General features: G+C 73.5%; 11 protein-coding genes. 7 read left to right on the top strand and 4 right to left on the bottom strand.

Translation table 11 applies throughout. The features are described 5' to 3' along the window. Nucleotides 1-12 precede the first annotated feature (12 nt). A complete protein-coding gene (locus tag FHS22_RS33665) occupies nt 13-219 on the top strand; it encodes a hypothetical protein (RefSeq protein ID WP_184948242.1) in 207 nt (68 codons plus the stop codon). Between the two features lie 45 nt (nt 220-264). On the opposite strand, the gene katG is transcribed toward FHS22_RS33665, so the two are convergent. Together katG and FHS22_RS33655 are read right to left on the bottom strand one after the other, a co-directional pair. Beyond that, nucleotides 265-2,496, bottom strand: a complete 2,232-nt coding sequence (gene katG, locus FHS22_RS33660; protein ID WP_184948241.1) for a catalase/peroxidase HPI — start codon at nt 2,494-2,496, stop codon at nt 265-267. 34 nt (nt 2,497-2,530) lie between these two features. Further along, complete coding sequence (locus FHS22_RS33655) at nt 2,531-2,968, bottom strand: Fur family transcriptional regulator (protein ID WP_184948240.1); 438 nt, start codon at nt 2,966-2,968, stop codon at nt 2,531-2,533. Between the two features lie 552 nt (nt 2,969-3,520). On the opposite strand from FHS22_RS33655, the gene FHS22_RS33650 reads away from it, so the two are divergent. The 3 genes from FHS22_RS33650 (at nt 3,521) to FHS22_RS33640 (ending at nt 7,861) form a co-directional block, all read left to right on the top strand. After that, entirely contained in the window at nt 3,521-4,435 is a 915-nt protein-coding gene (locus FHS22_RS33650) for an ROK family protein (RefSeq protein ID WP_184948239.1), read from the top strand. A gap of 317 nt (nt 4,436-4,752) precedes the next feature. Continuing rightward, nucleotides 4,753-5,091, top strand: coding sequence for a hypothetical protein (locus tag FHS22_RS33645; RefSeq protein WP_184948238.1), 339 nt, complete (start codon nt 4,753-4,755; stop codon nt 5,089-5,091). Nucleotides 5,092-5,179: 88 nt separating this feature from the next. Continuing rightward, nucleotides 5,180-7,861, top strand: a complete 2,682-nt coding sequence (locus FHS22_RS33640) for an ATP-binding protein (RefSeq protein WP_184948237.1) — start codon at nt 5,180-5,182, stop codon at nt 7,859-7,861. Here FHS22_RS33640 and FHS22_RS33635 read toward each other — a convergent pair. Then, nucleotides 7,849-8,196: a cupin domain-containing protein gene (locus FHS22_RS33635; RefSeq protein ID WP_221474453.1), complete on the bottom strand. Its 348-nt coding sequence runs from the start codon at nt 8,194-8,196 to the stop codon at nt 7,849-7,851. The genes FHS22_RS33640 and FHS22_RS33635 overlap by 13 nt on opposite strands. 183 nt (nt 8,197-8,379) lie before the next feature. Between FHS22_RS33635 and FHS22_RS33630 the strand changes: the two genes are divergently transcribed. From FHS22_RS33630 to FHS22_RS33620, 3 genes are all read left to right on the top strand, one after another. Continuing rightward, nucleotides 8,380-8,631 (top strand): TfoX/Sxy family protein, encoded by a 252-nt coding sequence (locus FHS22_RS33630; protein ID WP_184948236.1) that lies wholly within the window; start codon nt 8,380-8,382, stop codon nt 8,629-8,631. 171 nt (nt 8,632-8,802) lie between these two features. Further along, nucleotides 8,803-9,666 (top strand): SDR family oxidoreductase, encoded by an 864-nt coding sequence (locus tag FHS22_RS33625; protein WP_184948235.1) that lies wholly within the window; start codon nt 8,803-8,805, stop codon nt 9,664-9,666. A 222-nt stretch (nt 9,667-9,888) separates the two neighbouring features. Further along, nucleotides 9,889-10,740: a DUF72 domain-containing protein gene (locus FHS22_RS33620; protein ID WP_184948234.1), complete on the top strand. Its 852-nt coding sequence runs from the start codon at nt 9,889-9,891 to the stop codon at nt 10,738-10,740. Nucleotides 10,741-10,825: 85 nt separating this feature from the next. Here FHS22_RS33620 and FHS22_RS33615 read toward each other — a convergent pair whose 3' ends face one another. Beyond that, nucleotides 10,826-11,743, bottom strand: a complete 918-nt coding sequence (locus FHS22_RS33615) for a polysaccharide deacetylase family protein (protein ID WP_184948233.1) — start codon at nt 11,741-11,743, stop codon at nt 10,826-10,828. Nucleotides 11,744-11,847: the final 104 nt, after the last annotated feature.

Below are 11,847 nucleotides of genomic sequence, written 5' to 3'. Positions count from 1 at the left end.
CCGGGACCCGGCATGATCGGGGCAGCCGCCAAGGCCGGCCTTGCTAACAAGATCGGCGAGGGTGCCATGGCGGAGACCGGCATGACCGCGCTCCGCGTCAAACCCGCCGTCTCCGAACCGCTCACCCTGCGCGTGCTGCGGAGCGAGCGCATCTCTCCCGACTTCATGCGCGTCACGCTCGGGGAAGATCGCGTTCTGCGGTTACCGGCGGGCGGGTGAGGCCGGGTCCGGGCCGGTCCCGCGCGGGCCGGCCCGGACTCCCGCTCAGACGAGGTCGAACCGGTCGAGGTCCATGACCTTGTTCCACGCCTGGACGAAGTCGTTCACGAACTTCTCCTTCGCGTCGTCGCTCGCGTAGACCTCCGCGAGCGCACGCAGCTCGGAGTTCGCCCCGAAGACGAGGTCGGCGCGGCTGCCGGTCCACCTGACCTCGCCCGTGGCGAGGTCGCGGGCCTCGAACGTGTTCTCGTCCCCGGCCACCGGCTTCCACTCCGTGCCCAGGTCGAGCAGGTTGACGAAGAAGTCGTTGGTCAGCGAGCCGGGGGTCGCGGTGAGGACGCCGAGCGGCGACTGCTGGTGGTTCGCGCCCAGGACGCGGAGGCCGCCGACGAGGACCGTCAGCTCGGGGGCGCTCAGGTTGAGCAGGTTCGCCCGGTCGATCAGCAGGTACTCGGCCGGAAGGCGGTTGCCCTTGCCGAGGTAGTTGCGGAACCCGTCGGCGGTCGGCTCGAGCGCGGCGAACGACTCCGTGTCGGTCTGGTCCTGGGAGGCGTCCACGCGGCCCGGCGTGAAGGGGACCTCGACGTCGAAGCCGGCGGCCTCGGCGGCCCGCTCGACGCCCGCGCAGCCGGCGAGCACGATCAGGTCGGCGAGCGAGACCTGCTTGCCGCCGGTCTGGGCGGCGTTGAAGGCGTGCTGGACGCCCTCCAGGACGCTCAGCACCCTCGCCAGCCGGTCGGGGTCGTTGACCTCCCACCCGCGCTGCGGCTCGAGGCGGATGCGCGCGCCGTTGGCGCCGCCGCGCTTGTCGCTGCCGCGGAAGGACGCGGCCGACGCCCACGCGGTGGAAACGAGCTCGGACACCGACAGGCCCGAGGCGAGGACCTGGCCCTTGAGGGCGGCGACGTCCTCGGCGTCGATGAGCTCGTACGTCCGCGCCGGGAGCGGGTCCTGCCAGATCAGCGTCTCGGACGGGACCTCCGGGCCGAGGTAGCGCACGACCGGGCCCATGTCGCGGTGGGTCAGCTTGAACCACGCCCGGGCGAAGGCGTCGGCGAACGCGTCGGGGTTCTCCAGGAAGCGGCGCGAGATCTGCTCGTAGACCGGGTCGAGGCGGAGCGCGAGGTCGGCCGTCGTCATGCCGGGGGCGTGGCGCTTCGACGGGTCGTGGGCGCCGGGGACGGCGTCGGCGCCGGCGCCGTCCTTCGGCATCCACTGGTGCGCGCCGGCCGGGCTCTTGACCAGCTCCCACTCGTAGGCGAAGAGGGTCTCGAAGAAGCTGTTGTCCCACTGCGTCGGGGTGGGGGTCCAGGTGACCTCGATACCGCTGGTGATCGTGTCACCGCCCTTGCCGGTGCCGTGGGTGCTCTTCCAGCCGAGACCCTGGTCCTCGATCGAGGCGGCCTCGGGGTCGGGGCCGACGTGCTCCGACGGGCCCGCGCCGTGGGTCTTGCCGAAGGTGTGACCACCCGCGATCAGGGCGACCGTCTCCTCGTCGTTCATCGCCATCCGGCGGAACGTCTCACGGATGTCGCGGGCCGAGGCGAGCGGGTCCGGGTTGCCGTTCGGGCCCTCCGGGTTGACGTAGATGAGGCCCATCTGGACCGCGGCGAGGGGGTTCTCCAGCTCCCGGTCGCCGCTGTAGCGCTCGTCGGCGAGCCAGGCGGTCTCGGGGCCCCAGTAGACGTCCTCGTCGGCCTCCCAGACGTCCGCGCGGCCGCCGGCGAAGCCGAAGGTCTTGAAGCCCATGGTCTCCAGGGCGACGTTGCCGGTGAGGATCATGAGGTCGGCCCAGGAGATCTTCTGGCCGTATTTCTTCTTGACCGGCCACAGCAGGCGGCGGGCCTTGTCGAGGTTGGCGTTGTCCGGCCAGCTGTTGAGCGGGGCGAAGCGCTGCTGACCGGCGCCGGCACCGCCGCGGCCGTCGCTGATCCGGTAGGTTCCCGCGCTGTGCCACGCCATCCGGATCATGAGCGGGCCGTAGTTGCCGTAGTCGGCCGGCCACCAGTCCTGGGAGGTCGTCAGCACCTCCGCGATGTCCCGCTTCACGGCGGCGAGGTCGAGGCTCTTGAACGCCTCGGCGTAGTCGAACTCCTCGCCGAGGGGGTTGGCCACGGCGGGGTTCTTGGCCAGGATCTTCAGGTTGAGCCGCTCCGGCCACCACTGGCGGTTTCCGCCGCCCTGGGTCGGGTGCGCGGCGCGACCGTGCGCGACCGGGCAGCGGCCCTCGTCCTCCGGCTTCGGGTCGGTGACGATTGCATCATGGTTCTCGGACATGGGAATCCTTCTCGGACTAGGGGGATCACGGTGCTCAGGAACTGCGGGCGGTGGAACAGGCGGGGCACAGGCCCCAGTAGGTGACCTCGGCTTCGTCGACCACGAAGCCGTGGTCGTCGGAGGCGGTCAGGCAGGGCGCATGACCGACCGAGCAGTCGACGTCGGAGACGGCACCGCACGACCGGCACACGACGTGGTGGTGGTTGTCCCCGACGCGTCCTTCGAACCGGGCCGGGCTGCCGGCCGGTTCGATGCGGCGCACGAGACCCGCGGCGGTGAGCGCGTGGAGGGCCTCGTACACGGCCTGGAGGGAGACGTGACCCACACGATCGCGCACCCCGGAGGCGATCGCCTCGACGTCGAGGTGGTCACCGGCCCGGACGGTCTCGAGCAGGGCCACGCGGGCGGCCGTCACCCGAAGGCCGGCACCGCGCAGTTCCTCGGCGGGGGTCGGGGTCCTGGGTGCGATCATGGCGTCAAACCTAACGTCATAAACACGAACGATACAAGATAACGAACAATGCCAGTTTAGTGTCGTGCCGGTGAGCTCCGTTCCGTCGCGGCGCAGCGGGGGGTGAGGCACAGCGGGGGTGCGGCGGGACGCGGGGTGGCGCGGCGGGACGCGGGGTGGCACGGCGTCCGCGGTCGCCGGTCGTTCGGCCGGACTCCTGGCTTAACCAGTTACTTCGCGGACGTGCGACTCCGGTCCTGCCGTGTCGGCGGCGCGGTCGTGCGGCTGGTTTCCCCTGGGAGGAAAGCCGGATTCACTCTCCGGAGGCGACCGGAGGAACGCCGGGAATCACCGAGCCGATGCCGCGGCCGAAGCATCGTTGACAACGTTGCCATCGACTGCTTGTATGTGGCTTTCTTATCCGGTTAAGTCGCATCGTGCGACCAGTGATCCTGCGTCCATGCGTCCAGTGATCCTGCCCCCGACACCAGGAGGACGTGTGAACGGGCGTCTCACGGCCACGGCGGCCGCCACCGGTCTGCCGGCCCGCGCGTGCGCGGCCGAGGCACGGCGATGACCGCTCTGGCGGTGGACGTCGGCGGGACCAAGTTCGCCGCGGCGGCGGTCGGCGCCGACGGCGAGATGCTGGCCCGCTGCGAACTGCCGCTGCGCGGCGCCTCCTGCCCTGAGGACAGGCTGTCGGAAGTGATCGCGGAGATCACCGGCCGCGTGCCCGCCGGCCGCATCGAGGCGGTCGGAGTGGGCTCGGCGGGCCCGCTCGACCTGCAGGCGGGGACGGTCAGCCCGGTGAACATCCCCGGCTGGCGCGACTTCCCTCTGGTCGGGTTCCTGGAGCGGCTGCTCCCCGGCCGCCCGGTGCGGCTCGCGGGCGACGCCCAGTGCATGGCCCTGGGCGAATGGTGGCGCGGCACCGCCCGCCCCCGAACCATGCTGGGCATGGTGGTCTCCACCGGTGTCGGCGGCGGGCTGGTCCTCGACGGCACGCCGTACCTGGGACCGACCGGGAACGCCGGGCACATCGGGCACATCACCGTCGATCCGCACGGGCCCGCCTGCGCGTGCGGCGCGACGGGGTGCACGGAGACCTTCGCCAGCGGTCCCGGCATGGTCGGCTGGGCCCGGGACAACGGCTGGACCGGAGAGGACGCCGAAGCGCTCGCCGCCGCGGCGGCCGGGGGAGACCCCCTGGCGCGCCGCGCCTTCCAGCGCGCCGCCGACGCACTCGCGACCGCGATCCTCACCACGGCGGCGCTGTTCGACCTCGACCACGTCGTCATCGGAGGAGGCGTGGCCGCCGCGGGCCCGATCCTGTTCGACCCGCTCAGGCAGGCGGTCGCCAGGGACGCCGGACTCGGCTACCTGCGCCGCCTGCGCGTGGAACCGACACGCCTGGGGCGCGATGCCGGGCTCCTCGGCGCCGCGGCCCTCGTCCTGCCGGTGCCGGCCCGAAGGGCGTCGTGCACCTGAGCTACGGGCTCGCCGACGGCGCGCCCGGGACGGGGGACATGAGCGCACCCGATCGCGGTGCCGGGCGCGACGGCTGACACCGCCCCGCGCCGGCCGCGTCCACCCGCGCGGACGCGGCGCCGGCCGCGTCCGCCGCGGGCCCGGTGAGCACGCCCGCGGCACCGTACGGCCCCGGGAGGGATTTGCTCAACTGCAGTACCGGAACGCCGATGCAACCGGTGCGGGAGCGCCGACAGGCAGACCCGTGGCAGCGGGAGTCGCGACAGCCGGAACAGCGGCCGCCGCGGCTACCGGGGAACCTTTCGCAAGGACGCGCTATGGACGTACCCGACCACCGAGCGGAGCAGGACGATCCCGCCGAGACCATGGCCGTCGACGGCCGGATCCAGCACTGCCGCGCGTGCCCGCCGGCCGGTTCGGGCACGCCGGTGCCGTGCTGCGCCGGCTTGGAATCGTGGTGGCGGCTGGACGAGCACCAGCGCGCGGACATCTCGGCGGAGTTGCGCAACGCGATCGCGGCCATCTACGCGGCCAGTGAGAACCTGCTGGATCTGCCGCTGCCGGCCAGCCTGCACGAGCAGCTGCTGGCCGTGATCCACAAACGTGCCGCTCAACTGCGCGAGCTGCTGGAAGGCACCGCCTGGGCGGGCCTGTGAACCCGGCCGGGAGACGGCGCGCCGAGCAGGTCGGCACGGCGCCGTCAACTCCGGCCGCAGCCTGCCGATGGTGAGAATCGTGGGAAGCATGATCAGACATCGGTTCGGGCGTGCGGCCCGGTCCGCCGGCGCGTTGACGGTCCTGGTGGCATCGCTGGTCGCGGTGGTGGGAGCGGGGCTGTCGGCCGGGGCCGGCGCCGCGCTGCGGACCGCGCAGCAGCACGCCGCCGACGAAGCCGCCGACCGGCGGATGGACCTGGTGCGCGAGGCGGTGGCCGCCGAGACCACCCGCTACGTCGACACGCTGCGTGTGGTGGCCGCGGCGGCCGGGGCGGCGGACGCGCTGACGCATGCCGGGTTCACCCGGACCGTGCGGCCGCTGGAGCAGATGCGCCTGGCCGGCGCCACCTCGATCGCGTTCATGGTGCCGGCCACCGACGAGCAGATCCCCCGCGTACAGGAGCTCTGGCGCGGCCGCGGTGTGCCGGACCTGGTGCTCGACACCGCCGACACCCGGCACGAGCACGAGCACGAGCACATCTTCTCCGTCTTCAGCCACTCCCTGGACGGAGTCACCACCCCGGCGATCGGCATCGACCTGACCCGCGCCCCGGCTCCGGCCCAGGCCCTGGTCGAGGCCCGGCGCAGCGGCCAGGTCACCGTCTCCGACCCCTACCGGCTGATCCGCGACGCGCATCTGCCGGTCCGGCAGCGGCAGCTGTCGTTCGTGCTGACCGCCCCCGTCTACGGGCCGGCCCCGGCCGCGGGAACTCCGCGGCCGTTCCGCGGCTGGATGCTGATGGGCCTGCGCGGCCAGGACTTCGTCGGCGCCACCCTGCACCGCCTCACCCGGGACGCCGCCGACGTACGGCTCCGCGCCCATCACAGCGACGGCACCGACGTGACGGTGGCCACGCTACGGGCCGCCGCCGGGCGGCGCCCTCTCCACCGCACCGGCCAGGTCCGCGTCGCCCAGCGCCAGTGGATCCTGGACCTGGACGTCGTCGGCGCCCGGCCGCCCGGAGCGGGCGGCGTCCTGCCCGCGGCGGTGGCCGGCTCGGGGATCGCGCTGAGCGCGCTGCTGGCCGTGTCGATCCTCACGCTGACCGGCGGCCGGGCCCGTGCCCGGGTGGCGGAGGCCACCGCCGAACTGAGCGCCGCCGAGGAATCCGCGCGCCGCCGGGCCACCCTGCTCTCAGCGGTCCTGGACAGCGTCGGCGAAGGCGTCGGCGTCGTCGACGAGCACGGAGCCTTCCTGCTGCACAACCCGGCCGCCAAGACCCTGCTGGGCATCGAGCCCGACAGCGACAGGATCAGCTCCTGGCAGAGTCACTACGGCATCTTCACCCCCGACGGCGCCGCGCCGTTCCCCACAGGGCGGCTGCCACTGGTGCGCGCCCTGGCCGGTGAACACGTCGAGCAGGTACCGATGATGATCCGCAACGCCGCCCGGCCCGACGGGGTGATCATCTCGGTGTCGGCCAGGCCGCTGGACCTGGCCGCCGGGCAGCCGGGCGCGGTGGCCGTCTTCCACGACGTCACCGCCCGGGCCCGCGCCGACGCCAGGCTCGCCGAAGCCGCCGTCGCCCTGCAGGACGAGCTGGCCCGCCACGAGGCCGACCAGGCCGACCTGCGCGCCGCCCGCGACGAGCTGGCCGCGCAGAAGGCCTACCTGACCCAGCTCCTGGACGCCATCAACGTCAGCGTCATCACCTGCGACACCGACGGAGCGCTCGTCCACGCCAACCGCATCGCCCGCGCCGCCCTCCCGTACGACGGCAAGCCGCTGACGATCGGTGAGGCCACCCTGCAGCTCCGCATGACCTACCCCGACGGCACGCCGATCCCGGTGGAGGAGGCCCCCATGGCCCGCGCCCTGCGCGGCGAGCGCGTCGACGACCTGGAGGCCGTCGTGACCGGCCCGGACGGCGTCGAGCGGGTCATCATGCTGCACGCCCGGCCGCTCCGGCACCCCGACGGCCACATCACCGGCGGGGTCGTCTCCTCATTCACCATCACCGCGCTTCGCGAGCGCGAAGCCGAGCTGACCGCGTTCGCCGGCGTCGTCGCCCACGACCTCAAACGGCCGCTGTCGGCGGTGCGCGGCTTCACCGACCTGGTCCACGAGAACCTGTCCGACCAGGCGGGCCAGGAGGAGAACGTGCGCCACCTGGACCGGGCCCTGGCCGCCACCAAACGCATGAGCCGGCTGATCGACGACCTGCTGGCGTACGCCACCGCCCGCGACGCGACCTTGACCCCCGTCACCGTCGGCCTGAACAAGCTGGTGCGTGAAGTCGTGGACGAGCACCTGACCGCGGCCGCCGCCGACCCCTCGATGTCCGCCTCGCAGGTGTACATCGGGCCGCTCCCGGCCGTATGCGCCGACCTGCCGCTGATCCGCCAGCTGCTCGACAACCTGATCGGCAACGCGATCAAGTACACCCCGCCCGGCCGCGCCGCCCACGTCGACATCACCGCCGCGCCGACCGGCGACGGGCGGATCCGCGTCGAGATCGCCGACCGGGGCATCGGCATCCCGCCGGGCGAGCACCAGGCCATCTTCACCGGATTCCACCGGGTGGCCACCGCCTACAGCGGCACCGGGCTGGGGCTGGCCATCTGCAAACGGGTCGTCGAACGCCACGGCGGAACCATCACCGCCACCGACAACCCGGGCGGCGGCGCCCGCTTCGCCTTCACCCTGCCCGCCGGCGTCCCGGGGCGCCCGAAGCACTCAGGCGGCCCCGGGGACGCTCAGGCGAAGTAGACCTTCCGCAGCGGCTCGTCGATGGACCAGGTCGTCCGGTCGCCGGCCACGAGGCCGACCAGCACGCCGGGCCGCAGTTCGAGGGAGGAGCCGTCCTCGAAGGCCACCCTCCCCTTCCCGGCCAGCACGAGGAAGACCTCGTCCACCTCGGTGTCGGTCGCCACTCCGGGGGCGATGTCCCAGACCCCGATCTGGACTCCCTTGAACTCCGTCAGCGCCGTGGTCAGCGTCTCCGACTCCTCGCCCGGCGCGGCGGGCGGCAAGGACGGCATCCCGGAGAGGAGGTCCGCGCTGAGCAGCCGCCGCGAGCTCGTCGTACCGTCGCCGCGTTCCATGAGTCCTACCCCGATTCCGTTCCGTGCCGCGCTGCGCCGGGGCGCCTCGCCTGGTCCCGTCCGGGGCCGCTGACCGCTCGACCGGCCGGACGGCGGTCCATGCTAGCGAACGCCCGGCCGATCCCCGCGGGCGGTGACCGGTCCGGCATGCCGCTCGGGGGCCCGCTGCCGAAGAATGGCGGCATGAGGATCAGAGATCTGCGCAATCTGGGACCCAAGAGCGAGGCGTGGCTGGAGACGGTGGGCGTCCATGACGCCGGCCGGCTCGCCGAACTCGGTGCGGTGGAGGCCTACCGGAGACTGCGGGACGCCGCCGTCCCCGGATTGTCGCTGAACGCGCTGTGGGCGATGGAGGGCGCGCTGGCGGACGTCGACTGGCGCCTCATTCCCGCCGAGCGCAGGCAGGAACTCGTGGCCGAACTCGCCGAAGGATGAACGGGCGCGTGCGCGCCTTGCCGCCGGACGGCGCCGGCCGCCTCCTTCCCGGCCGGTCCCTGCCGGGAAGGGGCCGCCGTGCCGTGGACCGCCGCCGGCAGGTCGAGGCAGGCCCGGCCGCGCGGCCGGGCGCGGGTGTTAGGCGCGTGAGGATGCGGGCACGTTCGGGGCATGCCAGAGGAAGCGAACAACACGCCGCCCGCGCAGAGCCAGCCGTACCCGGGCCACAGCGGGCGGATGACGCCCGAGCCCCGCGACGAGATGCGCGACTACACCGGCAGGGACCTGCTGGCCGGCCGGCGCGCGCTGATCACCGGGGGTGACTCGGGCATCGGCCGCGCCGTCGCCGTCGCCTTCGCCAAGGAGGGCGCCGACGTCGCGATCGCCTATCTCGTCGAGCACGACGACGCCAACCACACCAGGAAGCTGGTGGAGGCCGCCGGCCGGCGCTGCGTGCTGATCCCGGGCGACCTGAGCGACCGCGACCACTGCGCCTCGGCGGTGGAGCAGACGGTGGCCGAGCTCGGCGGCCTCGACATCCTGGTCAACAACGTCGCCTACCAGGCGCCGGTGGAGTCGCTGGAGGAGCTGACCGACGAGCAGTGGGAGCACACCTTCGCGGTCAACATCCACAGCTACTACCGGGTCACCAAGGCGGCCCTGCCGTACCTGCGCGAGGGCAGCGCGATCATCAACACCTCCTCCGTCAACGGGCTGCGCGGCAACAAGACGCTCCTGGACTACGCCGCCACCAAGGGAGCGGTCAACGCCTTCACCTATTCGATGGCGCAGAACCTCCTGGAGCGGGGCATCCGGGTGAACGCGGTGGCGCCCGGGCCGGTCTGGACGCCGCTGATCCCGGCGACGTTCCCCGAGGAGAGGGTCGAGGAGTTCGGCAAGCAGGCGCCGATGAAGCGGGCCGCGGATCCCGACGAGATCGCGCCCTCCTACGTGTTCTTCGCGGCCGGGCGGCTCTCGTCGTACTACACCGGCGAGGTCCTCGCCCCGATCGGCGGGGAGACCCTCCCCGGCTGATCGGCGGCTCCGGTACCGGCCCGCCGCTCGACGGGCGGCGGCGGGGGCCGAACCGGGTCGAACGGGTCACCATCACGGATCCGAAGGCGACCGGCGTCTACGCGGTCATCGTGGTCAGGAAGAGCGGCGAGGGAGGACTGACCCTGGTCCGCACGTGATCCCGCCCGGACGGTGTACGGCCCCGCGCCGGGCGCGGGGCCGGCTTTCGGTAGCGTCGGGGCCATGCAGCTTCATGTGGGATGCGCGATGTGGACGCACAAGCCGTGGCAGGGACGCTTCCTGCCCCATCCGCTTCCCCAGGGGGAGCGCCTGCGGGCCTACGCGACCTGGTGCAACGCGGTGGAGGGCAACACGACCTTCTACGCGACGCCGGCCAGGAGCGCCGTGGAGTCGTGGGCGCGGCAGACCTCCCCGGACTTCCGCCTCGTGCCCAAGCTGCCCAGGTCGATCACGCACGAGCGCCGCCTCGCCGGCGCCGACGAGGAGCTCCGGTCGTTCCTGGACGCGATCGAGCCGCTCGGCCCGCGGGCGCGGACCCTCTGGATCCAGCTGCCGGGCTCGTTCGCCCCGGCCGACCTCGGCGCCCTGGCGGTCTTCCTCCGCGGGCTCCCCGGCGCGTACAGGTACGCCGTCGAGGTGCGCCACCGCGCGTTCTTCGACGACGCGAGGTCCGCGGGACTTCTCGAGCGGGTCCTCGCGGGCGCCGGAGCCGAGTGGATCCCCTTCGACACCACCGAGCTGTTCCGGAGCCCGCCGGACAGCGACGCCGAGCGGGAGGCGTGGGCGAAGAAACCGCGCCTGCCCCGCCGGTCGCGCGCGCTCACCGACCGGCCGATCGTCCGCTACATCGGCCGGGACGACACGGCGCGCACGGTGGAGGGATGGCGGCACTGGGTCGGCGCGGTCACCGAGTGGCTTCGCGAGGGCCGCTCGCCGACCGTGTTCGTCCACACCCCCGACAACGCCGAGGCGCTCGCGCTGGCCCGCCGGTTCCACGACGACGTGCGGGCGGGGCTGCCGGAGGTCGAACCGCTGCCCGAGCCGATGCCCGCCGAGCCGCTGACCCTCTTCTGACCGGCAGGGCCTCCCGGGTGCCCGTCACCGGAGCCGCCGGGCAGCGGCGGGAGCGGGCTCGCGCGGGTGCCGTCCGCGGGAGCGGTCAGAGCTTCGCCGCGGCCGGCGGGGCGCCGCCGTGGACGAGCCTCGGCGGCGCCCCGCCGAACAGTTCGCTGACGGTGACGAACCGGTAGCCGCGCGCGGAAAGGCTCTTCAGCACCCGCGGGATCGCCTTCACCGTCGTGGGGTGGATGTCGTGGAACAGGATGACGGCCCCCGGCGCCGCCGCCTTGACGGCCCTGCGCGCCACCGCGGCGCTGTCGCGGTGTCTCCAGTCCTCGGTGTCCACGTTCCACAGGACCATGGGGCGCGACGTCTGCTTGCGGACGAGGGCGTTGAGGGCTCCGTACGGCGGTCGGACGATCTTCGGTACGATTCCCGCCGCCGCCTTGACGGCCTGGTCGGTGCGGGCCAGGTCGCGCCGGATCTCGGCGGCCGGCAGCGTGGTCAGGTCGCGGTGGGACCAGCTGTGGTTGCCGATCTCGTGTCCCGCCTCGGCGGTCCGCCGGACCACGCCGGGGTTCGCCGTGACGCTCTGCCCCACGACGAAGAAGGTGGCGCGGGCGCGGTACGCCGCGAGGTGGCGCAGCAGCGTGTCGGTGTACGGGCCCGGACCGTCGTCGAAGGTGAGGGCCACGCACTTGTCCCGGCGGCAGTCGGCCGGTCCGGCGGCGTGTACGGCGAGTGCCGGGCCGCCGTCCGGTGTGCCGCCGTCCGGTGTGCCGCCGTCCGGCAGCGGCGGCCGTACGGTCTGGGCGGGCGGCGCGGCCGGGGTCACCGCCCGGGTCGCGGCCGCCCCGCTCCCGGCGGGGCCGGTCTCCCCGCCGGTGCCGCACGCCGCCGTCAGGCCCGCCAGGGCGAGCGCGGCCGTCGGCCACAGCCCCGCCCTCGGCCGCAGTCCCGCCCTCGGCCGCAGTCCCGCCCCCGGTCGCACCCGGTGCGACCTCCCCGTCCCCGCCATCGTGCCCTCCCCCTGCGCCGGACCCGGCGCGTTCCGGTCCCCTGCGAACGGCCCGGAAACAGGGTGGTTCGTGGACCGTTCCAACCGGTTGGACAACCGCGGGC

Source organism: Thiemannella venezuelensis (genome assembly GCF_014203605.1).
In the GTDB taxonomy this organism is placed as follows: domain Bacteria; phylum Actinomycetota; class Actinomycetes; order Streptosporangiales; family Streptosporangiaceae; genus Planomonospora_A; species Planomonospora_A venezuelensis.
Note: the sequence above shows the minus strand (reverse complement) of the source record. Positions and strands in the feature narration are given on the sequence as shown.

Coding starts and splice junctions, on each gene's coding strand:
- FHS22_RS33665 (WP_184948242.1), top strand. CDS start 13: ATGATCGGGGCAGCCGCCAAGGCCGGCCTTGCTAACAAGATCGGCGAG.
- FHS22_RS33640 (WP_184948237.1), top strand. CDS start 5,180: ATGATCAGACATCGGTTCGGGCGTGCGGCCCGGTCCGCCGGCGCGTTG.
- FHS22_RS33625 (WP_184948235.1), top strand. CDS start 8,803: ATGCCAGAGGAAGCGAACAACACGCCGCCCGCGCAGAGCCAGCCGTAC.
- FHS22_RS33635 (WP_221474453.1), bottom strand. CDS start 8,196: ATGGAACGCGGCGACGGTACGACGAGCTCGCGGCGGCTGCTCAGCGCG.
- FHS22_RS33650 (WP_184948239.1), top strand. CDS start 3,521: ATGACCGCTCTGGCGGTGGACGTCGGCGGGACCAAGTTCGCCGCGGCG.
- FHS22_RS33645 (WP_184948238.1), top strand. CDS start 4,753: ATGGACGTACCCGACCACCGAGCGGAGCAGGACGATCCCGCCGAGACC.
- katG (WP_184948241.1), bottom strand. CDS start 2,496: ATGTCCGAGAACCATGATGCAATCGTCACCGACCCGAAGCCGGAGGAC.
- FHS22_RS33630 (WP_184948236.1), top strand. CDS start 8,380: ATGAGGATCAGAGATCTGCGCAATCTGGGACCCAAGAGCGAGGCGTGG.
- FHS22_RS33620 (WP_184948234.1), top strand. CDS start 9,889: ATGCAGCTTCATGTGGGATGCGCGATGTGGACGCACAAGCCGTGGCAG.
- FHS22_RS33615 (WP_184948233.1), bottom strand. CDS start 11,743: ATGGCGGGGACGGGGAGGTCGCACCGGGTGCGACCGGGGGCGGGACTG.
- FHS22_RS33655 (WP_184948240.1), bottom strand. CDS start 2,968: ATGATCGCACCCAGGACCCCGACCCCCGCCGAGGAACTGCGCGGTGCC.